The following is a 24469-nucleotide window of genomic DNA, read 5'->3' as shown; positions in this document are numbered from 1 at the left end:
CTGTGTTAAGTCAGTATTGACTTTTTGATGATGACAACAAAAAACAGGGGTTAGTGCTCGACGAAATCGAATTCCATCCGGTTAGCGTCCTCCAATTTCACCCAGAACCGGTGCTGCTTCTTTCCAATCTTGGCGCTGAAGGTCACGCTGTCGAAGCCCTTCATGCCCTGGCGAATGTAGTAGCGCCTGACGAACAGCGTGGTGCCCGCCGGCAGCGCCACTGGCGCGCTCAGATTCGGGTCGTAGCAGCCATATTTATCGCGCGGCTCTTTGAGCTTCAGCGCCTTGAACAGGGCCGTGTTGCGATACTCCGCAAACAGGCTGAAAGTCCAGTCGGCGGCCAGGATCAGCTCAGAGCCCAGCGGCGGGATAAAGAGCCTGGCCATCACGCCACCTGCGTGCAGCCGTAGTTCTGGCCGCGCTTGACGAACGTGAATTTGCCCGCGATCTGGCCGCCGGCCATCTGCGGAATCCACTTGTTCATGTCTGTCAGGAAGACGTTCACCGTGCGCCCGTCACGACGGGCAAACGTGAACCCCACCGAGCTGCGGCCGCGACCACACGATTGATAGGTCAGCAAGTCCTCAAACTCGTAGTTCGGGATCATCGAGGCGGCCCCGTAACCCGCGTAGTCCAGCTGGTTGCCGTCCTTGTCGAACGGAATCTCGTAACTGCCAACAGTCTTTGCCACTTCTATCTCCTTCAGATGTTTGCCATCACCACGTTCCCCAGTCGCCTTGACCGTCTCGCGCCTTGACGGCGGCCATGTCTTCTTGCAACGCCAACTGGCGCTCCTCTTCCGAGCGGTTGATCACCATGTTGTCCGGCGCGAAGGAGCCCACAAAGCAGGGGTAATAGTCGTCGTGGTTGTGGGTGCCAACCGTAATGACCACCCGCCCCGTCACGCAATCTTTGAACTGGACGACCTCACCGCTCGCCCCGTCCATGTCGTCGGACCAAGTGCCGCGCACTCGGACAGGCGGGAACCTGTTGGTGACTTTCGCTGCCGGCGAGCGGAAGACTCGTTCCAAAGACGACCGGTAGCCGTCGCTCGGATCTTCCGCCGCTGTGTAAGCTCGTCCGTCCAGAACGAACGTGAAGTGCGTGGCTGCGTCGTCGGCGCCAGGGTGTCGAACCTGGCTCTCCTGGACGCCCGAAAGCTCGAACTCCTTGCCAACGAACCAGTCCAGCGTTACGGCCTCTTCCTTTGTCGATGCCACAGCAGCGCCTCCCGCTTGCTCAATGCACCTTGACGGTCACGTCATCCGGCACGTGATACGCCTGGCCGCACTGGTCGCATACGTGGTCACGACCGCGCGGGTCTGCGAGCCAGCCCTCCTGCTCCGCTTCACAGTGCGGGCAGATGATCGAGCGCACGGCGACAGTCATCGCTTCAACGGCTTTGGGTTTCATGCTTTCACAGCTCCTGATAGCCCTTGTTTTGGACCGACGCACACAGCTCCGCGAACGCATTCTTGGCCCCGCGCGTGTGGTCCCATTCCTTGACAACGTGTCCGCAGGCGAGCCCATTCACCCGCTTGCTGACCGTCAACTTGGTCGTCCCCACCGGCCACTCGACGGCAAGGATCTCGTTACCCTTCACGAACACCCGCTTCATCAGTGGCTTCGTGTCGCTGCATTCCTGCTGGGCCGCCGTGATCAGGTCAATGAAGTCCTTGCCAAGCAGCCCGCTGACGGCCATGAACAGCGTGTCCACGCCCGTTGAAAACTGGTCGGGGGTCATCTTTCCAAGCTGCACTGCCGAGAACAGCCACTCCAGCGTCTCAAACGTCTTGCGGTCGAGTTCTTCTTGGACGGTCGGCATATGAAAGTCAGTGTTGACTTTTGTTGCAGGCACTGAATCACCCCTTCTTTCTGACACGCGCAACGCTGCGCACAAACAGAATCTTATAGAAGCTCGATAGGGGACACAAGTAACTACTGACTATATGTCACTGGTCCCCTATCGGCTCTTCACATCAACCGATAGCCTTCGGCCACCTCCCGCGCGATCTGCTCTTGAGCGCGCTTCTCCGCGCGCCCGATTGCGAACTCGACCGCCCCGACGCGCTCCACCAGATCGGTCATCGACCGGGGCAGGTAGAAGTGCAGTGGCTTCACCCGCTCATCGACCGACAGGCCCAGGACGATGGCGCTCAGGTGCTCGATGTAGGCCGCGTTGAGAGCTGCCTTGCCCTCAGCAGCCACCAGCGGGATGCCTGGCTGCACCACGATCAGCACGCCAAAGCGCTTGTTGGTCACGTCGATGCACTGCTGGACGTAGCCGGCAAAGCGCTCTTGATCGTCCTGCGCAACTCGGTCGCCAATGGCGTCGGCCATCGTGTAGGCGATCATGTCGAGCGGCGTTCGGTCGGTAATGGCTCTCTCTCCCGCGTGCTTGGCGTAGATGGCGTCCACCCGCTTCAGGATTTCGCCCTGCACTTCCAGGCGCGTCTTGAAGTCATGGGTGCGCGCCGGATCGAAGCCAAGCTCCTTGCAGATTCCGCTGACCGGCGTTTCGAGGAAAAGCACGTCCTCGTGCTTCTCCGCGACCGCCCGCGCCAGCGTCGTCTTGCCGGTGCGGTGTGCGCCGCACAGACCGATCATCAGGCCGCCACCGTTTCCGGGTTGCCCACCTGGATCAGACCACCACCCGGCAAGACCTTGCCCTCCAGGATGGCGCGCTCGCCTGCCAGGTCGCGGTTCACGGCGTCGTGGTGGTTGAACTTGTCGGGGTAGCGCTTGCGCAGCTTGGCGATGTTCTTCTCGCGCTCCACTTCTTCGTCCGTGCCGGCAGCGTCGTGGCCAACTGCCTGATACCAGGACACGTCGCCACCGATCTCCTCGCCCCAGTTCACCGGGTCGAACTCGCCGGTCTCCAGCTGCTTCAGGATGACCTCCAGCGCTTCGCCGCCTTCGGTGAAGATGCCCACAGCCGCGTGCAGCAGGCGCACGTTCACGTTCGACAGCTTGGCGCCCGCCAGCGCCGGCGGCAGCGCGTCACCGACGAAGAGCGCCTTGTCGTTGGGATCGGCCAGGTTGCCTTCGTTGGTGTGCGTGCCCAGGAAGTCCAGGACTTGCAGCTGCGAGGACAGGTTCTTGAGCATCGCGTCCTTGTCGATCGCCTGGCCGTAGAAGATGGCGCGCTTGACCAGATCCATCATCTGCGCGTTGGCAATGGCCAGCGACAGCGCTGCGTGCAGGCTGACCGTGCCGAAGTTGATGGATGCCGGCACGCTCTCGGTGAGAACGGCCTGCCGTTGGTATTCTTTGAAGTTCATGTGGTGGTTTTCCTTTCGGTTGTGAATGAGGTTCAGTCCGCTGCGGCCAAGCCAAAGCCCAGACCAACGCCGCCCGCCGCGTCCGACACGACGAGGTTCTTCAGGCGCTCGGCGACGGCATGCGCGCGAGAGGCTTCCGTCATGGCCGCGTTGCGACGGGCTTCGGCCTCGATACGGTCTTGGTCAGCACGCTCGGCCTGGGCAAGGCTCTCCTGGCCGACCAGCTCCAGGTCCGTGATGGTCTGGTTGAAGGCAGCCAGAACGGAATCGACGGACTTCTTGCCAAACGCTTTCAGCATTTCCTACTCCTTGAATAGTCAGGGTTTACTACGTTAAGCGGCCAGAATCAGGCCAGCAAGGTGGATTCAATCAACTCGCGGTGTTGGCGCCAGCCCTTGAAGTTCTTCGAGGACTGACCGGCCAGCGGCAGCGGGTAGGCTTGGTGCTCGGTGGGCGACGCATGCAGCGGGCGAGCGCCGACCAGGCGGTCAAACAGCTCCAGATCCTTCTCGATCGAGGGATTGGCGCCGTCGTGGGTCAGATAGGACACGCGGGCGCAGCGGGCCGTCGACAGCTTGGCCAGCAGCTCAGGGCTGTCACGATGGACATAGCGCTCCTCGTTGCTCACATACGGCAAGTGCCAGTTACGGGCGTCGCCACGATCGCGCTTGACGCGGTTCGGCTCGGAGCAGTCCATCGCAATGCGCATCGTGCCGGCCAGCGCCTGAATCTCGGGTTGGGCATCCGGGTGGTCGCGCAGTTCGAAGAAGTTCTCCCACTCCGTCGCCGTCACAACCACGTGGATGTGCTGGAACGGCTCGAGGATGCGGTTGACGACCTGCTTGTGAATGCCGAGATCCATCAGGACTTCGGCACGATTGGCCGCATCGACGGCAGCGCGCACCCAGTTGGCCGCCGCCGTCGTGGCCGTTTCGTTGCTGACCTGCTCCTTCGCCTGCATGCCAGGCTGGTTCTTGCCCCAATGGATCGGCATGGCGGGCTTCGTGCGCACCTGCTCGATCATCTTGGCGACCGGGATGGCGCGGCTGCTGCTGGCGTTGCGGCTGAACACCCGGTGCGTCATGAACTCGGCGTGGATGAAGCGCGGATACTCCAGCTGGAGCGTGGTGAGGCGCTTGCCGTGCGCGGCGATGCTGTCCTCGATGACTTTGGCGTGAATCATGTGATCTCCCTTTCGAAATGGCGTCAGTGACCGGCTTCGATACCGGCTGGTCTACGACCGCGCACCCTGTTACCGTGCCGTCGCGCTGCCCCGACCCTGCTTTACCTGCGCAGGAACGTGTGTGACCTCTCCACACTGCACTGACAGAGAAAACGGCTGGTGCCCAACCGGCTTTTCTGTCAGGGAGGGCTCTCGCCCTCCTGCCATCAGCGGCGACCGCTGCTGAAACTGCTGCTCCGGCTCATCGACGAGTAGGACGATGTGCTCGGGCGACTCCACGAGGAACTGGAGCTGCTGGAGCTGGAGCTGCTGGACTTGCTCGCGTAGCTCGGGCTGTAGCTGACCGTGGGTGCAGCGGCCGGCTTGTTGGCGTAGGTCGGCGCATACGACGGCTTGGCCGGCGCGGGCGCTGCGGCTGCCGGTGCAGGCGTGGCCTTCGGCGCGACAGCGGCAGCTTTGGGCGCTTCCGTCACGTGGTAGTGGTTCGTCACGTTGGTCACGCGGCGCTCAGTGTGGCCACCGTCGTAGCTGCCGCCGCGATTGCCGGACGAACCCAGCATGTAGCCCAGCGCGCCACCCATCAGCATGTCGCCGATGCCACCGCCGCTCTGTGCGGGCGTGGTGTTGTTGATGATCACGGGCTGGCCAGCGGCGGCGACCGGAGCCTGACCGGCCGGCGCTGCCTGCTGGATGACCTGGGGTTGCGGAATCTGCGCCACGCGCTCATCGCGGCCGCAGGCAGAGACGGTCAGCGCGAGCACGATGGCGGCGCTGAGAATGGCGATTCGAGTCTTGGACTTGTTCATGGATTCTCCTGTTGAGCCCCGGTCAACTTCGACCGGGGACGTGCATCACTTTCGACAATCTAATTATAGTCAGTCATGACTTATATTAGAGCGGGAACAAGATCATTCCCATTCAAGAGCGCCGCCGACGGCGTAGTCCGTCACCTTGCTCTCGAAGAAGTTCTTCTTGCGTCCATTCACGCGAGAAATGTCCTGGAACCACGGCACCGGATTCTTCACGCCCGGATACAGCGGCTCGAAGCCCAACTGCGCGCAGCATTCGTTGGCCCGCCACTGCACGAACCCTTCGATAATCGGGTCCGTCAGGCCGAGAATCCCGCCGCCGATCAGGTGCTTGCCCCAGGTCGTCTCCAGATCGACGGCGCTGCGCAGCAGGGTGCGCGCATCCTCGTAGAAGCTGGCGTCGAAGACTTCCGGGTTCTCGACTTGCAGGGTCTGGAACATGTGCTTGAACAGTTCCAGGTGGGTGCCCTCTTCGTCGCGCTGGATGTAGGCGATCATGTCGGCCGAGCCGAGCATCTTCCCGTTCTTGGCCAGCGTGTAGAAGATCAGGAAGCCCGCGAAGAAGTAGATGCCCTCGAGAGCCACGTTCGTGACCGTGGCCAGCGCGAAGGTGCGCGGGCTGTAGTCCTGATCCAGGATCGCGTTCTGGCGCAGCACGTGCTCGTTCTTGGCCGCGAGCACACCGTCGCGCTCAAAGCGCATGTAGACCTCCATCGGGTCAGCGCAAATCGCTTCTGCGAGCGTCGAGTAGGCTTCGACGTGCAGCGCTTCTTCCCACGCCTGGCGCACGAGGCACATCTTCACTTCCGGCGACGTGACGTGCTTGGCGATGTTCTCGGTGATGTTGTGGAGCTGGAACCCGTCCAGGTTGGACAGGAACGCGAGCGCGCCGTCATACGCTTCCTTCTCGCGCGGCGTCAGCACGCCCTGCTTGTATTGCTTCACGTCACGGGACAGGTCCACGTCCTTCGTGAACCACGTGTTGTTCTCCATGACCTGAAGGATGTCCCGCGCCCAGGCGTGCTTGAGCGGGGAGATTGCCATCAGCTTGTCGGACGGGCCTTCGATGAGGCGGCGGCTGTTCACTCGTTCTGCGGTGGTTGTCATGCGGATTCCTGCGGTTGAGGTTGAGGATTGAATTCGCCCAGGGCGCCGCGAGCGGCACGTCCATGATCGAACCCAGCCTGGGCGTAGAAAGCCAGTGCGTTGAGCATTCGCTCGACGACCGGCAGAGGCAGCGCGACCTTCGGGATAGGCACGCGCGACTCGATGACTGGTGGCGCCGGCGGCGTCTCGACGTGCTCGTCCGCGATCGGGCGCTCTACTGGCGCGACGCGGCGATTGGGAAAGGCAAGGACGTTGCTCACGGTGAGTCTCCAAAGACGGGGCTTGCGCCCCGTCTGTTGTCAATGCTGACTGTTGATTACTGGCAGCTTTCGCAGTCCGGGTTGTCGATGGAGCACAGGTTCACTTCTGCCTCCATTGCATCCGCCACTGCGCTCGCTGCCGCCTTCTTGGCCGACTTCGCGCGCTGCTTGGCCAGGTCGGAAGACTGGCTGCGCAGGTAGTAGGTCGTCTTGCACCCCAGGCGCCAGGCCAACTGATACAGCTCCGACAGCTGGCGGCCCTTCGTGCCCTCCTTCGCGAACAGGTTCAGCGACTGCGCCTGGTCGATCCACTTCTGACGCAGCGCGGCCGCTTTCACAAGCCACGTCTGGTCAATGTCGTAGGACTCCATGCACAGCTCAGGCCGCCCATACTTGAGGCACGGGTCGATCACCTTGAACGAGCCGGACAGGTTGCCCTCCTCGTATTCGCGCTGGAACACCGGCTCGATGGTCGGCGTCGTGCCCACGATGTTGGAGATGGTCGCGGTCGGGGCGATGGCCATGCAGTTGCTGTTGCGCATGCCGTGCTTGGCGATCAGCGCTGCCAGGCGGTCCCAGTCCAGGGTCGACTCAGCCTCGCCATGCAGCAGCGTGCCGATCTTGCGTGCCGTGTCGATCGGCAGGATGCCCTGATCCCACAGGCTGCCCTTGAACGACTCGTAGGCGCCGCGCTCGTGTGCCAGTTGCACCGATGCGCTGATGGCCAAATAGGACACCATTTCCATCATGCGGTCAGCCTTGAGCAGGTGCTGGGTCGACTCCCAGGCGACGCCCTGCGCGACCAGCCACTCCGCGTAGCCCATCAGGCCCAGACCCACCGGACGGTGGCGCAGGTTGGAATTGCGGGCGCGCTCGGACGGGTAGAAGTTAATGTCGATCACGTTGTCCAGCATCCGCATGGCGACCGTGACGGTGTTCTGGAGCTTGTCCACGTTCAGGCCGCTCGGGTGCGAGGCGTCGACATGGCGCGCCAGGTTAATCGAGCCCAGATTGCACACCGCCGTTTCGTCGTCCGACGTGTTCAGCGTGATTTCCGTGCAGAGGTTCGAGTTGTGGATCACCCCAACGTGCTGCTGCGGGTTGCGGCGGTTGCACTCGTCCTTGAACGTGATCCAGGGGTGGCCAGTCTCGAACAGGAAGCCGAGCATCTTCTTCCAGACCTCGATCGCCGGTTCCTGGAAGCGATACTTGCCCTGTGCCTCCAGCGTCTCGTAGCGCACCTTGAAGGCGTCGCCAAACAGGTCGTGCAGTTCCGGGTATTCGGCCGGCGAGAAGAAGCTCCACATGCCACCCTGCTCGACGCGCTCCATGAGCAGGTCAGGAATCCAGTTGGCGGGGAAAATGTCGTGCGCGCGGCGGCGGTCGTCGCCGGAGTTCTTCTTCAGCTCCAAGAAGGCATACAGGTCCGGGTGCCAGCTCTCCAGGTAGGCTGCAAAGGCGCCGTTGCGCTTGCCGCCCTGGTTCACAGCCACGGCCGTGTCGTTCCAGACCTTGATGTAGGGAACGATGCCGCTCGACTTGCCGTTGGTGCTGCGGATCGGGTCGCCCTCGCTGCGCACGCGGGTCCAGTCGGTGCCAATGCCGCCGGCGAACTTCGAGAGCAGCGCGCACTCCTGGATCGTGCCGTAGATCGAGGCGAACGGATGCTCTTCGGGCGCGGCCGCGATCTGGTCGGCCACCGTGTTCAGGTAGCACGAGGACAGCTGCGAGTGGAGCGTGCCCGAGTTGAACAGCGTGGGCGTCGAGGACATGAAGTCGAACGAGGACAGCACCTCGTAGAACTGGCACGCCCAGAACGTGCGCATTTCCTGCTTCTCGGCCAGCGCGAGACCCATCGCCACGCGCATAAAGAAGTGCTGCGGCAGCTCGATGATCGGGGCAACCGCCACACCGGCCTGCTCCTGGCGGCGGATCAGGTAGCGGTCCACAACGGTTTGGAGACCCAGGTAGGTGAACTGGAGGTCGCGCTCGGGGCGGATCATCAGGTTCAGGGTCGTCAGGTCAAAGGAGCCGTCCATCAGCTCGGGGTTGACCCGCTTCTCGGCAACCGCCTGGGCCAGGTAGTCGTGCAGCGTCGGGTAATTGATGCCGCCCGTCACGTCCTTATACAGACGGGACAGAAGGAAGCGCGCGGCCACGAAGGTCGCGTCCTGCTCGTTGACGGAGATGCGGCCGGCGGCAGCCTTCACCTGTGCGTCGAAAATGTCCGACGTGGACATGCCGTCGAAAATCAGGAGCTTTGTTTCCCGCTTGAGCGCGGCCACGTCCACCTTCAGTCCGCGCGTGGCGAATTCCGTCAGGCGGTCGATCTTCGTGGCGTCAAACGGCTCGCTGCTGCCGTCTCGCTTGATTACTTGCATTGCGTTCCTTGCAAAGTGGGTGGGTGAAAATGGGGGATGGAGTGTAAGTCAGTTTTGACTGTCGCTCTATATGAAGCTACCAGGCTTCGTCCTGTGCGGTTTTGGGGGTGTCCTTACTCGCGACATGGACTCGGTAATCCTGCATCATGGCTTGGACCTGCCGCTTTTCTTTGACCCACGTGTCGTATGGATCATGAGGCAGCGGCTCTTCCAATCGGGGCTCTTTCGTGGGCGTCGGCGCTACGATCCACGTTTCGGGGTAAGCGGGCATGAACGGTTCCGGCATGCCGGGAATATCCTCGACGCAGCGAGCCGCGCCACAGCGGGCGCTGACTCGCGTAATGAGCATCAGGTCGGACGCCCTGTGGTGCTTCTCGACATTCCATTTGGCATGCGGGCAGTGCGAGCACTCATCTGCCGTGTCCTGGCGGATGGCGACTTTGGCCCTTTCAAGCTCGCGCTGCTCTCGCGCAGAGCGCTCTCCGAAGAAATGGAAGTCATCCGTGAAGGTGTATTCCTTGACACGCTCAAGGAGGCGCGACTTCGCCATGACTGCTTACCCTTTCGTTGCATTGCTGACCGGTTAATTATTGTCAGTGCTGACTTATCTTAACCGGTCAGGAAAACCGCTTACGCGGCTTTCAGCCCGCGCATGAGCGCAGTGGCTTGGCGGAACTGGTCCGTGAGAATGCCGGCGTGGACGGCGGCCACCGCATCGGCCAAGTGCTCGTTCGCCGCGATCGGCAGCAACTTGCCCTTCTCCTTGCGCATGAGCCAGGGCGCGGCCGGATACGTCTGCATCGCCCACTCGATCATTTCGTCCTTCGTGGCGGTTTTCACGCCGAAGCCGGCCATCTTCACTTCGGAGGGCGTCACCTGGATCATCGGCACGGGACACGCAGCGAGCACGCCGATGCACACCCCATAGGACGCCATAGCGCGCGCCGACTGCGACCCGACCGGGACTTCAGCCACCGCAATCTGGAAGCCCTTCGCGTGCTCGATCAGCGCGTCGTGCAGGATGCGGCCACGCTCCAGGTCGAGGGAGTTCTGGCGCACGGCCTTCTTCTTCTTTTTGTCCTGCTCGGGCTCGGTTTTCACCAGCACCAGATCGTCCACGTCAACCGACATGTCCGTCAGGTCCAGCGTCATCTTGGCAATGCCGAAGTTGGACAGCGAGGGGTCGAGCCCCAACAGTTTGAGTTTCATCTTGTGGTTCCTACGAGTGACTTACTGCGTTCATCAGTGCGGCGAATCCGAGCACGATCGCCGTGCAGAGGGTCGAGAACAGCAGGCCGCCTTTACAGTCCAGCGAAATGAGCAGGCCGCCGATCCAGATGCAGGCGACACAGCCGCTCAACAGCTTTTGCCACGTGGGCGCGCCGCGCCACCAGTTCTTGATTGCGTTCATCACCAGCTCCCAAAGCCTTGTTCGGCGTAGGTTTCCGCCTTCGACTTGATTTCTTCCGCGCGCTCCTGCGCCTTCGCCTCCTCGCGGGCCGCCTCGATGCGCTCGAACACCTCGCCCAGCGTGTCCGTGAGGTAGCGGTTGAAGCCGCCGAACGTCGCCTTCGCGTCGCTCTCCGCCATCTCCATTTCTTCGAAGTCGGCCACGCCGACCGGCTTGAAGACGATCAGGGCCTTGCCGCGCTTGCCGATGTAGCCACGCACCGGGGTGAATTCCTCACCGCCAATGAACGGCTTGATCTTGTATTCGCTGCCGTTGCGCACGGTCAGCTTCATCGGCTCCGGCAACTCGAAGGCTCTCGGGCTCTCGGCGAACGCCTCCTCGTAGCGAGAAACGGCGTCCTTCTCCAGGGCCGTGACAAGCTCCGGCCCGCCTTGCTTGTGGTCAGACATGTGCTCCTCTTGAGTGGTGTGCCTGGCTCCGCCGCGCTTGATCCGCATGTAGGCGTCGTGCCCACCGGCGGCACTGGCTTCGGCGCTGTTGTAGCCAGGCGTGTTGAGAAAATCCTTCATCGCTTCGGCGAACGTGCTCTTGCCCGCTCGCCTGGCGCTCGGAAACGTCACCATCGGCTTGATGACAGGGCTGTTCATCAGTTCACCGATGAGGTCCAGCGGCGTCCCAGACTTAGACTGCGCCACGCTCGGTTGCCCCTGTAACGGTCGTGATGCCTCCGTTCAGCTCGGCGACGATCACGTTGTCGATCCAGTCCGAGAGCGAGTTGTGGCTGATCACGAGCACGGTGCCCCGCTCACGCGCCTTGCGCTCCATGACCGTCATCAGGCGCTCCAGGCCGGCTTCATCGAGCGCGTGGTCCACTTCGTCGGCCACGAACAGGTTGATCGGCTTGGACGCGCGGCTGGCCACCATGTCTTGCAGCGCCATCGCCGTCGCCAGACGGACCTTGCGCTTCTGACCGCCCGACTGGCCGGCGAAGCTCTTGCCGCCCTTGTCGTTGGTGACTTCGATGTTGAACTTCTCCTTGAGGTCGCCCTTCGCCGTCTTGGCCAGCGTGTTCCAGGTGGCGTGCAGCACGCCGTCGGACAGGACGCCCAGGTAGTCGGCAGTCTGGTCGTTCAGGAACGGCGTCACCGTGTCCAGGATGTGCGCACGCACGCCGGCGGGGCCGAACACCTGCACCACCGAGTCGGCGATCGCCTTCGCCTTCTCTGCCTGGACCAACTCCTCCTCTTCCTTCTTCAGCAGGTTCTCGTAGTGCTGGCGGGCGTCACGCCGATCCGAGACGATCTTGTCCCAGGGGTTCGGCGCGGTCAGGTGAGCCTTCGCCGCGTCACGAATGCGCTGGCGCTCGGCTTCTTTGCTCTCGATACCGCGCGCCGTCGAGTCGATCGCGCCCAGGACGGTTGTCAGATCGCGTCGCTTCGCAGCCAGTGCGCTCGGGTCGGTCATCGACCGCTTGAACGCTTCGGCTTCGTCTGCGCGCTGTTTCGCGGCCTCCTGCAAGGCGCGCACTTCGGCCGCCACCGGCAGCAGTTCGCGCTTGATTTCCTCGATGCTCTTGGCGCGCGCCTGCTTGGCCGTCTCCAGATCGTGCTCGCAATACGGCTTGCCGCACTCGCCGCACGGCTTGCCCACTTGCGACTCAATGTCCGCCAGCGCTGCGGTGGCCTGATCCAGGCGCCGCTTCCCCGCCGTGAACTCGGCGCTCTTGCGCGTGAGCGCCGTCTGCGCGGTCGTGGCCGCTGCGTTCAGGGCGATGAGCTGATCCTGCTCGGCCTTGAGCGCCGCCAAGCTCTTGTCGACTTCGGCGATCCCCGCCTCTACGTCTGCGCGGGGCGCATGGCCATCGAGCAGCGCCTTGAGCCGCTCAAGTTCCGCCTCGATCGGCTTGACCTTCTCCAGCTCCGCGCGTGCGCGGTCCTTGCGTTCGTTCTCGAAGACGGTCTTGGAGCTTTCGGCGTTCGCCAGCTCGGTCTCGCAGTTGGCCAGATGCGCCTTGCGGGCGCTCACTGCCGAACTGGCGATCTTGAAAAGGTTGTCTGCGGCTGTCGCACGAGCACGAGCTTCCGTGTAGGCGTCAGACAGCACCTCCACGCCGGCAGCCTCCTCGATCAGGAGCTTCAACTGCTTGTCGGTCATGCCAGGCAGGTCCGGCATCTTCTCCTGCCCCGCGTAGACGGCCGCGCAGAACACGTCCAGCGAGCAGCCCATGATGGTGTTCACCACCTCCTGCGTCTCTTTGTCCGTGCCCTTCGAGAGGTCCACGCCAGTGGTCAGGTTCTTGACGATCAGGGCGTTCTTGATCGCCTTGTCCTTGCGCCCACGTGTGATTTCGTAGGTGTCGGCGCCGTCCTCGATCACGACCGTCACGCGGCAGTCCTTGCCGGCCGTCTCGTTGATCACGGCATCGCCCGTCACGTCGCGCGCCGTTACGCCGTAGAGCGCCCAACACAGCGCGTCGACAATGGACGACTTGCCGGCGCCATTGCTCGATGCCGACGGGTCGTCGTTGTTCACGCCCTGGATCAGCAGCAGGCCGCGATTGTCCAGCTCCAGCTTGGCTTCCCCGACGGTGAGGAAGTTGCGAATGTGCAGTGTCTTGAAGTCCATTAAAAGCTCCCGAATTCTTGGTCGCGCACGTTGATAAGCACGCGCTCGTGGACAAACTTTGTCGCGGCTGCGCGGGCCTGCTCGATCAGCAGATCCTTGATCGCTTTGCCTACATCCATCCCGCCAAACGCTTCCTTGATGTGGCGCTCGATGACCTCATCCATGCGCTTCACAAAGACCGGATCACGCAGGGCGATCTTTGCGCGCTTGTCCACCATCTCCTTGATGGTTTCGCTGATCGCCTGCTTGATTTCGGCGCCGTTCAGGCCCTCCTTCGTCAGCGCGGCGCGCACCGCATTGCGGATCTCCTCGCGGATCTTTTCCTCCGCGAGCTTGCGATTGGCCCGAGCGAAACGCTCCTGCTCGATCGGGCTCATCTCCGCGCTCACGACACGCTCCGCACGGTGGTGAGCACGTCCTGACACGCCTTTGCGACGGCGGCCGCGTCGGGGAGCGAACTGGCAGCGATGTAGTCCTGCACGCTCTGGTCCAGCGTCACGCCGGAGCGGATCACTGCGCCGCTACGGGTCGGTGCGGTGGCGTCCTTCTGCACGTTCAGCACCACGCCCTGTGCGCCGCTGTCGATCAGGTAAGCACGCAGCGACTCCACTTCCGCAACGTTGGCGGTGCGAATGGTCGCCTTCACGTAGTTGCCGTCCACCAGCATGGGAATGTCGGCAGGGTCGGTCGTGCTGTCGATCTCCACGAACTCGGGGGCGTGCGACTTCATCCAGCGCACGCGGTCCTCGTAGACGATCAGGAAACCGGACTTCTTGCCCACATCGCTCCACGTCTGCGGCGTCAGGCTGCCGACGCTGTAGACGCCACCCTCGAACTCCTTGTGGTGGTGGTAGTGCCCAGCGAAGACGCGGCGAAAGCCCAGCTTGGCCAGGTATTCGGCGCTCAGACCGTGGTCAGGCAGACCGGGGATCACGCCGTCGACCGGCGCGTGCAGGATCAGGTCACAGCCAGCGCGGTCAGCGGGGTCAATGTCCTCGATCTGCTTCTTCAAACCTTCGATGGAGGGGTTCCAGGGGATCATGGCCACGTGGTCGGTCGCGGCGAGGCCCGCCTCCCAGCTGTTGATCACCTTGCACCCCACCCCTTCCAGCGCAGTGATGGCGCTCGACACGCGCAGCGCTTCCTTGCCCTCGAGGTCGTGGTTGCCGGCCAGGATGACGATGTTGATGCCGCTCTTGATGATTTCGCCGTAGCAGTCCAGCGTCGGGTTCAGGACGCTCGGCGCGATCGAGCCGCGCACATGGAACAGGTCGCCGGCGTGGGCGATGTAGTTGCCGCCGGCTTTGCGCACTTCCTCTGCGCAGCGCTTGGTCTCGTCCAGCGTTTGCTGGAGCCGGCTGTTCACGCCGGACGGCAGAACGGTCGAGAACGCGGACCAGGGATGGTGATGCGTGTCGCTGATGATGCCGTATGGCTTCATGGGTTATCTCCGATGGTAAATGCTGACTATCAGACGTGCCGATAGAAAACGTGGTTGCCGTATGCGAACGTGCGCGGCATCTTCTTGCTCCAGGCCGGCGAAACCGACTTGGCGTGGTAGTGGGTGGCGCCGCGCGTGAAGTCTGCGAGGCGGCCCTTGAGCGCCAGCGTGGCGATCACGCGGGCCTTGCGCCAGGCTTGCTGGTCACGCGGCATCGCGGCGTGCTCAATCACCCAGCCGTCCTTGCGGCGTGTGACGAGCCGATTGGTCCAGGAAAACTGCTTCTTGGCCATCACCACCTCGCAGACCTTGCTGCTGTCATGCGCGGCGCGGTTCATCGTCGTCAGAGCGATCGCCATCTGTCCGGCGGTCGGCTCCCCTCGCCCCTCGTGGTAAATGTTGAGGGCCATGCAGAGCAAAGCGGCTGTGAGCACCATATGTTTGCCCCTCAAGCCGGAACAACGTCGAAGCCCACCGTGCGCCGCAGCTGGTGCAGCCAGTTCTGCACGGCGCGGTGGTCTGATGGCGAGCCTGGGACCGTCACGACCATCTTGCCGGTCGGGTCTGCGAGGCGTAAGTGCCGGTTGTTCGACTTTTCGACCCAGCCCTGCTTGACCAACAGGCGGCAAACCTTGTCGATTACGCGGTCCCTGGAGTAGCGCTTTGTTGCCATGTTCTGTGCTCCCTTGAATATAAGTCACTATTGACTGTTCTGACATTGTAAGCGAACAAGTCAGGAGTGACTATCTCAACGACATGGCAGAAGCGATTCGCGTCGCGCTTGCCGACGGATTGATGCGAAAACGGGACAGTGGCAGGCCGCGCTGGCGCGTGTCACCGAAGTGGCCAAAGCTGTGCGGGTCCGTGAAGAAGTCGTCCACCAGCGTGATCCAGAAATTGCGCTTTTTGCCATCGCGTGTGACCACGCCGATGTAGGAGATGCCGCGTGTTTTGGCTTCTTCCAGCGTGCGCACGTCGATGCACCAGGCGGTGCGGCGGTGAAACACTTCGCCTGGTCGGCGGTGGGCCAGATACAGCGCCTTGCCCGACGGCAGGTAGTGCCAGTTGCCATAGAAGCGGCCGTTCACCGTGTGGGGATACCGCATCACCACCCTCCCCAGCCAAGCTCTTGTTCGCGGACCTGCTGGATGCGTCGCTCGTTTGCCCGCTCCTGCTCGCGCTGGCGCTTCTGCTCGCGGCGCCTTGCCTTGCCAGTGCGAGCCGTAGATTCGCACTCCACCTTGTCGACGCGGCGCGGTGCGAGCTTCTCGCCTGGCCACTCTTCATCGAACACCACGAGACCCAGGCCCATGTCTTCATAGTCGATGTGACCCACGTCGGCGACGCGCTGACGGCTGGAGATGGCGTCCCAGCGGCGACGCTCGCGGCTGTAGTCGTTGCGCATCACCATGCACCCCACTCGTGAGCGTAGGCCATGTCTCGAGCCTGGGCAGCCTCGATCGCCGCCTGGGCTGCCAGAGCGGCACGCTCCTCTTCCTCACGAGTGCGTGCCGCCTCCTGAGCGGCGGCCTGGGCCTTGAGCCTGTCAGCGATTTGCGGCGGGGGATTGTCCGACCAGATGCGTTGCCTGTTGCTACCCCGGCGCCCCTTCATGTTGCGGAGCGCGTTGTCGATCTGGTCGTTGGCCTCTTGGTCGAAAAAGCACTGCGCCTTTTCCTCCGCAGTCTTGTCGCGCAACCAGGCCAGATAGGTGGGCTCGACTTGCAGGACGTTCCTGATGGTCGAGCCCTTGTGTTTGCCAAAGTGCAGAACGTCGTCGAGGGTATTGCCGTCACTCATTCCAATCTCCGCATGTAAATCACGGTGGTCTTCTTGGTGGGCGTCGCGATGTGCGGCCCATGAATCTTCTGCAAGAGGTGGAACAGGCGTTCGGGGCTGCGACCGTCGCTGGAGACTTCCAGCTCGGTGTGATTCTTGTCGCCGTGAATGGCGCACATTTCGCCGAGCTTACCGACTTCGACGCCTGTGACTACGGCCCTTCCGAAGACCAGTCGCTCCTTCTCGTTGAGCAGGAAAACCTCCTCGCCCACCGAGAGGTTCTTGGCGTAGAAGCCGCCAATGCGAAACGTGTTGAATTCCCCTTCTGTTCCCACCACTGGCGGGATAAAACCAACTACTCGCGTGCCCATTGAGCCCTCCCTAGAATCGTGCTCTGATTGTAGGGAGGGGCTGCTTAGGGCTTTACGCGGCTACCTTCAAACCAGGCAGCGGGGGCAGCTTCGCCATCAGCGCTGCGTGCTGACCCGTCTCGTCAATGTGCTTGGCGAGCGCTTTGACGTGATACTTCTTGCCGTCGTCCCAGGTGGCATACGGCTTCGAATACGGCACGGCCCCCTTCTCGATCAGGAATTCCAGCAGCGAGAACGTCATGTCGAAGTGGGCCACGCCGGCGTCATCGAACGTCATGCGCAGGTTGGCTTCCTTGAACGGCTTGGTGAACTTGGACTTCGTGACCTGTGCCGTGATGTTCTGGCCAGCGAACTCCTTCTCGCCGCCCTTCTGCTCCATGATCTTCTGGCGGCCCAGCGCGATACGAGCGGAGGCGTAATACTCCATCGCCTTGCCGCCAGGGGTGGTGCGCGGGTCGCCGTAGACCACACCCGGCTTCAGGCGAATCTGGTTCAGGTAGAGGAACGTGGCGTTGTGCTCCTCTGCGTGCTGGGCCATCGCCTTGAGCGTGGTCGACGTGACACGCGCCAGCGCGGTCGTGTCGTTCATGGTGTATTCGTCAATCTCCTTCTCAGCCTGGCTCTTGGGCAGCGCAGCCGCAATGGAGTCGAACACGAACAGGATCGGCGCTTCGTCAGGGATCGCACCGCTCTTGCGGATTGCCTGGATCGCCTTCGCCGCCAGCACGTTGCCTTCTTCCCACGTGCGCGGCTTGCCATAGATCCAGTGCGGGCGACGGTCGTTCAGGCCAAAGCCGGCAGTGGCCAGGTCGACGCTGAAGGAGCGCTCCCAGTCGATGAAGCCGGCGACGCCGCCCAGCTCCTGCGCGCGAGCCATCCACTTGGTCGCGAGCGCGGTCTTACCGGTGGACGACTCGCCGAACATTTCGACCATCCGGCCATACGGCAGGCCGCCGTCGTAGCGGCCGGAGATCGCGTAGTTCAGCTCGGGCGAGCCAGTGTCAATCCACTGCGTGACGGCTTGGTTGTCGGCATTCGAGCCGATCGCCTTGTCCAGGTCATCGCACAGGTCTGCGAGGGTCTTGCTCATGGTGTGTTCCTTGATTACTTGAAGATGGATGTGAACAGCGGCACGTTCTTGAGGATCGAGCTGAAGGCAAGCTCTTCGCAGAGCGCCTGGAAGGCTTCGTCGTCGACCTTGCCGATTTCGACGCGCATGTCCTCTTTCGCCGGCTTCTGGACCTTGAGGAGCTGCATCAGCTTGAGGTTGCGGGCAAAGATCGCGCGGCCTTCGGGCGACGCCAGGTTCTTGTGCGCCACATACTTCAGCGTGAACTCGCCGGAATCGACGCGGCGCCAGAACTCGCGCACGGTGCCGAATTGCGCCAGGAACTCCGGTGCGCCCTTCTCGCCGATCTTGCCCACGCCACTGATCACGTCAGACGTATCGCCCTGCAAGCACTTGCCTTCGAGGAAGGCGTAGGGCGTCTTGTAGCCAGTCTTGTCGAACAGGTTGGCGAGGCTGACCTTCTTGTCGTCGTTGCGCATGTCACGCCAGGTGACGTTGCGGCGGACCAATTGAATCCAGTCCTCGTCGCCTGTGATCAGGACGACTTCGTTCTCGGGGTTCTTGGTCAGCTCCGCGACGAAGTAGCCCGCCATGTCGTCAGCTTCATGCTGGAGCGCCGTTACCTGACGGATGCCCAGATGCTTGAGGGCGCGAGCGATGTAGGGGCGCTGCTCGGCATACGCTTCCTTCATGGCGACCTTTTTCGGGTCGTTGTCGCGGTTGGACTTGTAGAGCGGGTGCAGCTTGAAGCGCCACTCGGCCCGACCGTCCCAGAGAACCATCGGCGTGTGCTTTGGATATTCGCGGCGCAGTTCGCGCATCGTGCGGACGAAACCGAAAACCGCCTGGGTCTGCATGCCGCCAGCAGTCAGCTTGGTGCTGCTGTGGCAGGCGTAACCGATCGAGTTGGCGTCGATCAAAAGGGTCTTGCTCATGAAAACTGCTCTCCTGAGACGAAAAAAGGGCCAGCACCCGAAAGTGCCGGCCCTTGCGGGCCAGTCCGAAAACCGATCAGGTTCCGGTTTCCAGTTCGCCCAGGATGTCGTCCAGCTCATCGTCGAGCTTGACCGAATCGGCAGACGGCTTGCTTGCCTGCGCGCGTTCACGCTCTTCGAGGGCGGTCAGTGCCGCGTCGTCATCGTCGTAGCTCAGGGCTGCCGGAGCAGTCTTGGGCTTGTCGGCGCTGGTCGGCGGAGGCAGCAGGCCCGCAACCGAGTTGATGGCTGCCAGGGCGCGACGTTGCTGCTCTTCGCTTTCCTGCGCCACATACTCGTCGAGGTTGTGCAGCTTGGACAGAACGCCCTTCGGCAGCGGGTAGGTCTTCGGCGAGACTTGCACGCTGTATTTGGTGTTCAGGCCCTTGCCGTCACGGTTGATGGTGATGATCTGCGGCTCGTCCGGGTCGAACAGCTTGCCGCCCCAGTCCTCGATCAGGTCGACGATCTGGCCGAAGACCGACTTGCGGACTTCGAGAATCGCCGGCTCGTTCGGGGAGTCGCCATCGAGCGCCAGCACGTTGAACAGGAAGCTCTGGCCAGCGTTGGCTTCCTTGAGCAGCTCCACCGTCTCGTCGTCGGCGGTCATGCGCATGGCCTTGTTCAGCCCTTCGCAGATCGCACACGGCTTGCCGTAGGTCTTGTCCGAGCACGGGTAGACCGCCTGGATCTCCTTCGCGGCGTTCTTGATGTAGTGCTGGCCGAACTCGTGGAACCACACGTGCTCTTCGCCCTTGCGCCAACCCGGCAGCAGAACGTAGCGGCTCGAACCCGGAGTCGGCTTGAGGGTCTTCTCCTTCGTCTTGAGCGCTGCCTTCTTCTGCTTCATCAGGCTCATCAGTTTGTTTGCATCCATCGCTTTTCCTTGTTTCGTTTCGTGTTGAAAGGTGCCTTTTAGAGTTGGGCAGTCGCTTGCAAAATTGGCGACTGCTTACCTCGTTTCAGCTAGTAAATTATAGTCAGCGTTGACTTATATTTGACTCGGGTTAAGCGGCGGCTCGCGAAGCTGCCGCGAAGGCGCGCGCACGCAGTTCGTCACGCTCCTGCTGCTGCGCCATGACGCGCGCTTGGCCCTTGAACTCGTCACGGCGATCCGCACACAACTGGATCACCATGCTGGCGCGATCGCGCAGCGAATCGACCATCGCACGGTTCACGTTGGCGATCGACTCGGCTTCGATCACGCGAGTCTTGCCCTGGAGGTAGCGCGGGTCCAAACGAACGGCGTTCTCGACTGCTTTTTCCGTGACTTTCTCACCCGTCGCCGTAAGCAGCTTGCGGTGCTCGTCAAACAGTTTTGCTTCGAGCACTTCAAAGCGAACTTTGAGGCGAGCATGCTGCGCTTCAGCACGCGCGGCCTGAGCACCGTAAAACGCACGCAAACCGCTTTGCTGGATCATGCACTCGTCGAGGTTGGTGTCCGTGACGGTGGTGGTCCGCCGGAAGTCGTCCACGTCGACGTAGAAGTCCAGCGCCGGGGCTTTGGCCTTCGGCGCCGGCATGCCGTCGTCCTCCTCGTTGACGGGCGCGGCGGGGCTCGCGGGGCCGCCGATGTTGGGCATCGTCTTGGTGCCGTCTGCATGCACCACCACGCGACGCGGGGTCGGCTCCGGCTCCGCAGCGGGCTCAGGGGCCGGCTCGCTGGCAGCGGCGGCAATCTCCTCAGCGACAGCGGTGCCCGATGCGACAGCCGCTTCAAGTTCGGCGGCAGCTTCGGCCTCACGGGCGCGGTCCAGTTGCGCCTCGAGGGCGGCCAGCTGCGCATCCATGTCGTCCTCTTCCACGACCGGCGTCTGGGTGACGGCGGGCTCGGGCTCGGGCTGCCCACCCGCTTCCAGCGCCGCGAGCGCCTCGAGTTCGTCGGCATCAGCGGCGGGCTCGGGCGCGGGCTCGGCCTCCGGTTCGGGCGCGGCCACGCGGGCCGGCGCAGGCGTCGGCGCCGGCGCTTCGGCCGGCACGCCGGTGGCTTCCTCGAGTTCGGCCATCAGTGCAGCCAGTTCGTCGTCAGAGACGGGGATTTCCTTTTGCGACATGGCGATCTCCTTTCGGTATGTCGTTCAACAGACTCAGCTTACGGTCTGCAATTAGGGGTTGATAGTCAATACTTACTGCTTCGTCAGGACAAACACTCGGCAACTTTTGCGAACACGGCCTCGAGCACGGCCATCTTGGACGGGTCGAACACCAACTGCTGCGGATTCAGGCCACACACGATGCTGGCGTCAAGCGTCTTGTCGTAGATCACCTTGCCGGCCAGGTCGCCAGTGCCGCCCTTGATGCCAGGGATGAAGTGCTTGATGGCGGCCGAGCCCAGGGCCACGATCACGGGCGGCTTGATCAGTTCAATCTCGCGCTTGAGGAAGCCCGAGCAGTTGTTGATCTGGGCGTTGGAGAGGAACTTGTCGTCCTTCTTCGCCTTCACGAGCGAGGTGTAGTAGCCCTCCGCCGGCGCCAGGCCATTCGCCTTCAATGCCTCCTTGATGAAGGTGGCGCTATCGCCCTCCAGCATCTTGTCGGCCTTCTCTTCCTGCCAGCTCGGACAGTCCGTGACCACCATGAACTTCACGGTGTTCTTGGCGCGCACCGTCGGGTGGTTCTGGCCCGCCAGAGAGCAGGCGTCGCACTTCTTGTATTCCTGCACCAGGCTGATGACCTTTGCCCGCAGGAACTTCTCGGTCAGGTCGGTCTGCCGGTCGGCTTTCACGCTGTCGATGATCAGCCCAGGCATCAGCTCCGTCTGGTCGCGGCGCCGCTCCATCGCACGTGCAGGCTTGGCGCCAGGCTGGATCTCCACCAGCGCGCCCACCTTGTCGAGCGCGTCGCGGACCTTGCTGTTCACCTTCGAGCCCTTCGCTTCGGTCACGGCAAGGAAGTGGTCCATGTCCCGGAACGCCCCGCCCTCTGCATTGCGCAGCTCCACAATGCGGCGCGCGGTGTTCTCGGAGATACCCTTGACGCTGGAGAACGGCGCCAGCAGGTGCTTGTCGTCAGGGATGGTGAAGCGGTGCGTGGACTTGTTGATCGACGGCGGCAGGATCTCGATCCCATACTCGCGGGCATCGTTCACCAGGCCAGGCAGCTTCTCCTCTTTGACGATCGACATGCAGGCGGCGAAGTATTCGGCCGGATAGCGCACGCGCACCCACATCGTCCAGTAGGACACGATCGAATACTCCACCGCGTGCGAACGGTTGAAGCCGTAGCCTGCGAAGGCTTCGATCTTATCGAACAGCGGCCCCGACTTGACCTCATCCATGCCGTTGGTCGCCTTACAGCCGTCGACCCACTTCTGGCGCATCTCCGCCATCTTGTCCTTGTCCTTCTTGCCCATCGCCTTACGCAGGTGGTCTGCTTCGGCGCGGGTGAAGCCGGCAAGGTCGACCGCCAGTTGCATGACCTGCTCCTGGTAGACGATCACGCCGTAGGTGTCCTTGAGTGCGGGCTCCATCGCCGGATGCTCATAGAACGGCAGCTTGCAGCCCTGCTTGATCTGGATGAAGTCGTCCATCAGGCCCGAGTCCATCGGACCAGGACGATAAAGCGCAGTCGCGGCGGTAATGTCCTCGAACGTCAGGTCGCCACCCATCGCCAGATTGCGCAGCAGGCCCTTCATGCCGCCCGACTCAAACTGGAACACCCCGGTCGTATCGCCGCGAGCGAAGGCGGCCATAATGTCCGGCTCCTCCAGCGGCAGCGCCAGGTAGTCGATGGCCTTGCCGTGACGCTCCTTGATGTAGCTCTTGGCAATCTCGAGCACGTCCAGCGTGGACAGGCCCAAGATATCCATCTTGACCAGGCCCCAGTCCTCGACGACCCGCTTGTCCCAGTTCACCACAGGGGACTCGCCGCGCGTCTCCACGACCGCGCGCTCTACCAGCGGCTCGCCTGCGACGATGACGCCGGCGGCGTGCTGACCGAACGAGCGCATGGCGCCTTCCAGCTTGAGGGCGTGGCCCCAGATTTCAGGGTTCTCGTCGCGGAACTTCTCCAGCTCGGGCACTGCTTTGGCGGCGTCCGTGAGAGTGAACGACTGACCGTGCTCTTTGGGCACGAGCTTGGTCGCCATCAGTTCGAGCCCGCTCAGGCCATACACGCGGCCCGTGTCGCGCAGCGCCGACGCAGAGGCGAGCGTCGAGTAGTTGGAGATGCCCGCCACTCGATCGGCGCCGTAGCGCTTGGTGAGGTATTCGATCACCTCGTGCCGGCGTGTCGACATGAAGTCGAGGTCGGCGTCAGGCAAGTCCAGACGTTCGGGGTTGATGAAGCGCTCGAACAGGAGGTTGAAGCGAATCGGGTCCACGTCGGTGATGCCGATCAGGTAGGCGACCAGCGAGCCGCCCACCGAACCGCGTCCAGGCCCGACGATGATGCCGTTCTGCTTGGCCCAGTTCACCAAGTCCTCGACCAGCAGGAAGTAGCCAGCGAAGCCCATCTTCTTGAGCACGGCCAGCTCGAAGTTCAGCCGCTCCTTGTAGGCGGGGATGAGCGACGGGTCAGGCTTGTAGCCGAGCACCGGCTGCGAGAAGCGGCGCTTCCAGCCCTCGATGCACTTGCGGCCCAGCTCCATGAACTCGTTGGCCGCCATCGCGGGCAGGCAGACGGGCTGCTTGGCGAACTCGTAGCCGCTCTTCGTGGCCACTTTCTCGACGTTCTTCAACCCCGCCAGCCACAGTCCTGGCAGGTTGACGCCGTTGAACTTCACCACGCGGGCGTGCGCGCCCTTGATCCGGTCTACAAGGTGATTGGGCGCCTGGAAGTGGAAATCCTTGACGAACTGGACCGGCCGATACGGCACATCCATCTTCGTGTTGGACGTGACAGCGCCGAGCACGTCAAGGCTCGAGGCGTCCTCCTCCTCGCGGTAGCACGTGGGGTATGTGACCAGCGTGTCGGCAGCCAGCGCCTCCGCCGCCTGGAGCGCCTTCGCATTGAGGGTGTCGAACAGCGGCGTGTTGATGGGCACCAACTCCACGAACACATTGTCGCGTCCATGTGCGTCGATCAGCCTCGACAGCCGGTCCTGGGCCTGCGGATGGTGAAAGAGCCCGAACATGTCGCCGGTGGCGATGGTCACGCCCTCCAGCGCGCACACATCGTCCAAGCCCACTCGCGACACATAGTAGAAATACTCGGGCGAATTGGCTTTGGAGAGCAGCTTGATCAGTCCCTTGATGCCGCGTTCGTCCTGCGCGTAGACCTTGAGCGTGTAGCCAAGATTCGGCACTTCGGCGATGCCGCTCGACTTGGGCGGCTTGCGGTAGGTGGGATCATCGACCACGCGCACGCGGCAGCCGATGATGGGCTTGATCCCAGCCTTCTTCGCGCGGTTGGTGAAGTCCACCATTGCGTGCAGGCTCATCGTGTCGGTGAGCGCGACGGACTGGTAGCCCAGCTCCTTCGCCTTCTCAACGAGGTGGCTGACTTGCAGCAGCGACTCGCCCACCGAAAAGTCGGAACGCACCGAGAGCGCGTGTCCAAGATTCATCGTTTCTCCTTGATTGCCGAGCTGGCGACAACCCGATACAGCGCATCAGGCTCGATCGTCATGCCAACACGGTTGATTGCGAAGTCCGCGAGAAAGCCGCCTCGCAGGCATTCAATGGGACCGTTGTATGGGCGCAGCGCGGTGATAATGTCGCGGCGCGGCTTCCACCAGACTTCGATTACGTCGCCTGCCTCCAGATCGCGACCGCGCTTGGTCGTTGGCTCGATCTTCGAGACGTAGTAGTCGAGGGAATTGGCGTCAATGTGCATAGC

32 protein-coding genes are annotated in these 24469 nt (G+C 62.6%); all 32 read right to left on the bottom strand.

What is annotated here, in order from left to right; genetic code table 11:
• Positions 1-50: 50 nt before the first annotated feature.
• The 32 genes from N5B55_RS04840 to N5B55_RS04685 all read right to left on the bottom strand — a co-directional run bounded on the left by N5B55_RS04840 (position 51) and on the right by N5B55_RS04685 (position 24466).
• A complete protein-coding gene (locus N5B55_RS04840; protein ID WP_304539317.1) occupies positions 51-386 on the bottom strand; it encodes a hypothetical protein in 336 nt (111 codons plus the stop codon).
• On the bottom strand, positions 386-691 hold the full coding sequence (locus N5B55_RS04835; RefSeq protein WP_304539316.1) for a hypothetical protein: 306 nt from the start codon (positions 689-691) through the stop codon (positions 386-388). Before N5B55_RS04835 ends, N5B55_RS04840 begins: the two co-directional genes overlap by 1 nt.
• Before the next feature lie 25 nt (positions 692-716).
• The gene (locus N5B55_RS04830; protein ID WP_304539315.1) at positions 717-1220 is read right to left on the bottom strand and encodes a hypothetical protein; all 504 of its coding nucleotides are present in this window, start codon (positions 1218-1220) and stop codon (positions 717-719) included.
• 19 nt (positions 1221-1239) lie between these two features.
• Positions 1240-1413 (bottom strand): hypothetical protein, encoded by a 174-nt coding sequence (locus tag N5B55_RS04825; RefSeq protein ID WP_304539314.1) that lies wholly within the window; start codon positions 1411-1413, stop codon positions 1240-1242.
• A gap of 4 nt (positions 1414-1417) precedes the next feature.
• Positions 1418-1825 (bottom strand): hypothetical protein, encoded by a 408-nt coding sequence (locus N5B55_RS04820; protein ID WP_304539313.1) that lies wholly within the window; start codon positions 1823-1825, stop codon positions 1418-1420.
• Between the two features lie 149 nt (positions 1826-1974).
• Positions 1975-2607, bottom strand: coding sequence for an AAA family ATPase (locus N5B55_RS04815; protein WP_304539312.1), 633 nt, complete (start codon positions 2605-2607; stop codon positions 1975-1977).
• Entirely contained in the window at positions 2607-3281 is a 675-nt protein-coding gene (locus N5B55_RS04810) for a hypothetical protein (RefSeq protein WP_304539311.1), read from the bottom strand. The genes N5B55_RS04815 and N5B55_RS04810 overlap by 1 nt, the downstream gene beginning before the upstream one ends.
• 32 nt (positions 3282-3313) lie before the next feature.
• On the bottom strand, positions 3314-3580 hold the full coding sequence (locus tag N5B55_RS04805; protein ID WP_304539310.1) for a hypothetical protein: 267 nt from the start codon (positions 3578-3580) through the stop codon (positions 3314-3316).
• 47 nt (positions 3581-3627) lie between these two features.
• Positions 3628-4464, bottom strand: a complete 837-nt coding sequence (locus tag N5B55_RS04800) for an FAD-dependent thymidylate synthase (protein ID WP_304539309.1) — start codon at positions 4462-4464, stop codon at positions 3628-3630.
• A gap of 206 nt (positions 4465-4670) precedes the next feature.
• Positions 4671-5270 (bottom strand): hypothetical protein, encoded by a 600-nt coding sequence (locus N5B55_RS04795; protein WP_304539308.1) that lies wholly within the window; start codon positions 5268-5270, stop codon positions 4671-4673.
• 102 nt (positions 5271-5372) lie between these two features.
• Positions 5373-6380: a ribonucleotide-diphosphate reductase subunit beta gene (locus N5B55_RS04790; protein ID WP_304539307.1), complete on the bottom strand. Its 1008-nt coding sequence runs from the start codon at positions 6378-6380 to the stop codon at positions 5373-5375.
• Positions 6377-6640 carry a hypothetical protein gene (locus N5B55_RS04785; RefSeq protein ID WP_304539306.1) on the bottom strand — a complete coding sequence of 88 codons (264 nt, stop codon included), beginning with the start codon at positions 6638-6640 and terminating at the stop codon, positions 6377-6379. Before N5B55_RS04785 ends, N5B55_RS04790 begins: the two co-directional genes overlap by 4 nt.
• Positions 6641-6696: 56 nt before the next feature.
• Entirely contained in the window at positions 6697-9021 is a 2325-nt protein-coding gene (locus tag N5B55_RS04780) for a ribonucleoside-diphosphate reductase subunit alpha (RefSeq protein WP_304539305.1), read from the bottom strand.
• A gap of 76 nt (positions 9022-9097) precedes the next feature.
• Positions 9098-9571, bottom strand: coding sequence for a hypothetical protein (locus N5B55_RS04775; protein ID WP_304539304.1), 474 nt, complete (start codon positions 9569-9571; stop codon positions 9098-9100).
• A gap of 80 nt (positions 9572-9651) precedes the next feature.
• Positions 9652-10230, bottom strand: a complete 579-nt coding sequence (locus N5B55_RS04770) for a hypothetical protein (protein WP_304539303.1) — start codon at positions 10228-10230, stop codon at positions 9652-9654.
• Between the two features lie 10 nt (positions 10231-10240).
• Complete coding sequence (locus tag N5B55_RS04765) at positions 10241-10432, bottom strand: hypothetical protein (RefSeq protein WP_304539302.1); 192 nt, start codon at positions 10430-10432, stop codon at positions 10241-10243.
• On the bottom strand, positions 10432-11079 hold the full coding sequence (locus N5B55_RS04760; RefSeq protein WP_304539301.1) for a hypothetical protein: 648 nt from the start codon (positions 11077-11079) through the stop codon (positions 10432-10434). Before N5B55_RS04760 ends, N5B55_RS04765 begins: the two co-directional genes overlap by 1 nt.
• 34 nt (positions 11080-11113) lie before the next feature.
• On the bottom strand, positions 11114-13057 hold the full coding sequence (locus tag N5B55_RS04755) for an AAA family ATPase (protein ID WP_304539300.1): 1944 nt from the start codon (positions 13055-13057) through the stop codon (positions 11114-11116).
• Positions 13057-13434 carry a hypothetical protein gene (locus tag N5B55_RS04750; RefSeq protein ID WP_304539299.1) on the bottom strand — a complete coding sequence of 126 codons (378 nt, stop codon included), beginning with the start codon at positions 13432-13434 and terminating at the stop codon, positions 13057-13059. The genes N5B55_RS04755 and N5B55_RS04750 overlap by 1 nt, the downstream gene beginning before the upstream one ends.
• An 8-nt stretch (positions 13435-13442) precedes the next feature.
• Positions 13443-14498 (bottom strand): metallophosphoesterase family protein, encoded by a 1056-nt coding sequence (locus tag N5B55_RS04745; protein ID WP_304539298.1) that lies wholly within the window; start codon positions 14496-14498, stop codon positions 13443-13445.
• A gap of 29 nt (positions 14499-14527) precedes the next feature.
• Positions 14528-14908, bottom strand: a complete 381-nt coding sequence (locus tag N5B55_RS04740) for a cell wall hydrolase (protein WP_304539297.1) — start codon at positions 14906-14908, stop codon at positions 14528-14530.
• Positions 14909-14946: 38 nt separating this feature from the next.
• Positions 14947-15171, bottom strand: coding sequence for a type II toxin-antitoxin system HicA family toxin (locus N5B55_RS04735; RefSeq protein ID WP_304539296.1), 225 nt, complete (start codon positions 15169-15171; stop codon positions 14947-14949).
• Positions 15172-15241: 70 nt separating this feature from the next.
• The gene (locus N5B55_RS04730; RefSeq protein ID WP_304539295.1) at positions 15242-15604 is read right to left on the bottom strand and encodes a hypothetical protein; all 363 of its coding nucleotides are present in this window, start codon (positions 15602-15604) and stop codon (positions 15242-15244) included.
• Positions 15604-15909 (bottom strand): hypothetical protein, encoded by a 306-nt coding sequence (locus tag N5B55_RS04725; protein ID WP_304539294.1) that lies wholly within the window; start codon positions 15907-15909, stop codon positions 15604-15606. The genes N5B55_RS04730 and N5B55_RS04725 overlap by 1 nt, the downstream gene beginning before the upstream one ends.
• A complete protein-coding gene (locus N5B55_RS04720) occupies positions 15903-16298 on the bottom strand; it encodes an exodeoxyribonuclease X C-terminal domain-containing protein (protein ID WP_304539293.1) in 396 nt (131 codons plus the stop codon). The genes N5B55_RS04725 and N5B55_RS04720 overlap by 7 nt, the downstream gene beginning before the upstream one ends.
• Entirely contained in the window at positions 16295-16648 is a 354-nt protein-coding gene (locus N5B55_RS04715) for a hypothetical protein (RefSeq protein ID WP_304539292.1), read from the bottom strand. The genes N5B55_RS04720 and N5B55_RS04715 overlap by 4 nt, the downstream gene beginning before the upstream one ends.
• A gap of 52 nt (positions 16649-16700) precedes the next feature.
• Positions 16701-17738: a hypothetical protein gene (locus N5B55_RS04710; protein WP_304539291.1), complete on the bottom strand. Its 1038-nt coding sequence runs from the start codon at positions 17736-17738 to the stop codon at positions 16701-16703.
• Between the two features lie 14 nt (positions 17739-17752).
• Positions 17753-18652 carry a 5'-3' exonuclease family protein gene (locus tag N5B55_RS04705; RefSeq protein ID WP_304539290.1) on the bottom strand — a complete coding sequence of 300 codons (900 nt, stop codon included), beginning with the start codon at positions 18650-18652 and terminating at the stop codon, positions 17753-17755.
• A 76-nt stretch (positions 18653-18728) separates the two neighbouring features.
• A complete protein-coding gene (locus N5B55_RS04700; RefSeq protein WP_304539289.1) occupies positions 18729-19568 on the bottom strand; it encodes a hypothetical protein in 840 nt (279 codons plus the stop codon).
• A 130-nt stretch (positions 19569-19698) separates the two neighbouring features.
• Positions 19699-20745: a hypothetical protein gene (locus tag N5B55_RS04695; RefSeq protein ID WP_304539288.1), complete on the bottom strand. Its 1047-nt coding sequence runs from the start codon at positions 20743-20745 to the stop codon at positions 19699-19701.
• Positions 20746-20828: 83 nt separating this feature from the next.
• Entirely contained in the window at positions 20829-24197 is a 3369-nt protein-coding gene (dnaE, locus tag N5B55_RS04690; protein WP_304539287.1) for a DNA polymerase III subunit alpha, read from the bottom strand.
• Entirely contained in the window at positions 24194-24466 is a 273-nt protein-coding gene (locus N5B55_RS04685; protein WP_304539286.1) for a hypothetical protein, read from the bottom strand. The genes dnaE and N5B55_RS04685 overlap by 4 nt, the downstream gene beginning before the upstream one ends.
• Positions 24467-24469: the final 3 nt, after the last annotated feature.

It is taken from the genome of Ralstonia pickettii (assembly GCF_030582395.1).
Classification (GTDB): Bacteria; Pseudomonadota; Gammaproteobacteria; order Burkholderiales; family Burkholderiaceae; genus Ralstonia; species Ralstonia pickettii_D.
The sequence above is the reverse complement of the archived record's forward strand: the minus strand, read 5'-3'. Positions and strand labels throughout refer to the sequence as shown.

What these genes read in the sequence shown, in the direction of transcription:
- N5B55_RS04840 (WP_304539317.1), bottom strand. Translation starts at nt 386, where the DNA reads ATGGCCAGGCTCTTTATCCCGCCGCTGGGCTCTGAGCTGATCCTGGCC.
- N5B55_RS04825 (WP_304539314.1), bottom strand. Translation starts at nt 1,413, where the DNA reads ATGAAACCCAAAGCCGTTGAAGCGATGACTGTCGCCGTGCGCTCGATC.
- N5B55_RS04820 (WP_304539313.1), bottom strand. Translation starts at nt 1,825, where the DNA reads ATGCCGACCGTCCAAGAAGAACTCGACCGCAAGACGTTTGAGACGCTG.
- N5B55_RS04815 (WP_304539312.1), bottom strand. Translation starts at nt 2,607, where the DNA reads ATGATCGGTCTGTGCGGCGCACACCGCACCGGCAAGACGACGCTGGCG.
- N5B55_RS04810 (WP_304539311.1), bottom strand. Translation starts at nt 3,281, where the DNA reads ATGAACTTCAAAGAATACCAACGGCAGGCCGTTCTCACCGAGAGCGTG.
- N5B55_RS04805 (WP_304539310.1), bottom strand. Translation starts at nt 3,580, where the DNA reads ATGCTGAAAGCGTTTGGCAAGAAGTCCGTCGATTCCGTTCTGGCTGCC.
- N5B55_RS04800 (WP_304539309.1), bottom strand. Translation starts at nt 4,464, where the DNA reads ATGATTCACGCCAAAGTCATCGAGGACAGCATCGCCGCGCACGGCAAG.
- N5B55_RS04795 (WP_304539308.1), bottom strand. Translation starts at nt 5,270, where the DNA reads ATGAACAAGTCCAAGACTCGAATCGCCATTCTCAGCGCCGCCATCGTG.
- N5B55_RS04790 (WP_304539307.1), bottom strand. Translation starts at nt 6,380, where the DNA reads ATGACAACCACCGCAGAACGAGTGAACAGCCGCCGCCTCATCGAAGGC.
- N5B55_RS04780 (WP_304539305.1), bottom strand. Translation starts at nt 9,021, where the DNA reads ATGCAAGTAATCAAGCGAGACGGCAGCAGCGAGCCGTTTGACGCCACG.
- N5B55_RS04775 (WP_304539304.1), bottom strand. Translation starts at nt 9,571, where the DNA reads ATGGCGAAGTCGCGCCTCCTTGAGCGTGTCAAGGAATACACCTTCACG.
- N5B55_RS04770 (WP_304539303.1), bottom strand. Translation starts at nt 10,230, where the DNA reads ATGAAACTCAAACTGTTGGGGCTCGACCCCTCGCTGTCCAACTTCGGC.
- N5B55_RS04765 (WP_304539302.1), bottom strand. Translation starts at nt 10,432, where the DNA reads ATGAACGCAATCAAGAACTGGTGGCGCGGCGCGCCCACGTGGCAAAAG.
- N5B55_RS04760 (WP_304539301.1), bottom strand. Translation starts at nt 11,079, where the DNA reads ATGAACAGCCCTGTCATCAAGCCGATGGTGACGTTTCCGAGCGCCAGG.
- N5B55_RS04755 (WP_304539300.1), bottom strand. Translation starts at nt 13,057, where the DNA reads ATGGACTTCAAGACACTGCACATTCGCAACTTCCTCACCGTCGGGGAA.
- N5B55_RS04750 (WP_304539299.1), bottom strand. Translation starts at nt 13,434, where the DNA reads ATGAGCCCGATCGAGCAGGAGCGTTTCGCTCGGGCCAATCGCAAGCTC.
- N5B55_RS04745 (WP_304539298.1), bottom strand. Translation starts at nt 14,498, where the DNA reads ATGAAGCCATACGGCATCATCAGCGACACGCATCACCATCCCTGGTCC.
- N5B55_RS04740 (WP_304539297.1), bottom strand. Translation starts at nt 14,908, where the DNA reads ATGGCCCTCAACATTTACCACGAGGGGCGAGGGGAGCCGACCGCCGGA.
- N5B55_RS04735 (WP_304539296.1), bottom strand. Translation starts at nt 15,171, where the DNA reads ATGGCAACAAAGCGCTACTCCAGGGACCGCGTAATCGACAAGGTTTGC.
- N5B55_RS04730 (WP_304539295.1), bottom strand. Translation starts at nt 15,604, where the DNA reads ATGCGGTATCCCCACACGGTGAACGGCCGCTTCTATGGCAACTGGCAC.
- N5B55_RS04725 (WP_304539294.1), bottom strand. Translation starts at nt 15,909, where the DNA reads ATGGTGATGCGCAACGACTACAGCCGCGAGCGTCGCCGCTGGGACGCC.
- N5B55_RS04720 (WP_304539293.1), bottom strand. Translation starts at nt 16,298, where the DNA reads ATGAGTGACGGCAATACCCTCGACGACGTTCTGCACTTTGGCAAACAC.
- N5B55_RS04715 (WP_304539292.1), bottom strand. Translation starts at nt 16,648, where the DNA reads ATGGGCACGCGAGTAGTTGGTTTTATCCCGCCAGTGGTGGGAACAGAA.
- N5B55_RS04710 (WP_304539291.1), bottom strand. Translation starts at nt 17,738, where the DNA reads ATGAGCAAGACCCTCGCAGACCTGTGCGATGACCTGGACAAGGCGATC.
- N5B55_RS04705 (WP_304539290.1), bottom strand. Translation starts at nt 18,652, where the DNA reads ATGAGCAAGACCCTTTTGATCGACGCCAACTCGATCGGTTACGCCTGC.
- N5B55_RS04700 (WP_304539289.1), bottom strand. Translation starts at nt 19,568, where the DNA reads ATGGATGCAAACAAACTGATGAGCCTGATGAAGCAGAAGAAGGCAGCG.
- N5B55_RS04695 (WP_304539288.1), bottom strand. Translation starts at nt 20,745, where the DNA reads ATGTCGCAAAAGGAAATCCCCGTCTCTGACGACGAACTGGCTGCACTG.
- dnaE (WP_304539287.1), bottom strand. Translation starts at nt 24,197, where the DNA reads ATGAATCTTGGACACGCGCTCTCGGTGCGTTCCGACTTTTCGGTGGGC.
- N5B55_RS04685 (WP_304539286.1), bottom strand. Translation starts at nt 24,466, where the DNA reads ATGCACATTGACGCCAATTCCCTCGACTACTACGTCTCGAAGATCGAG.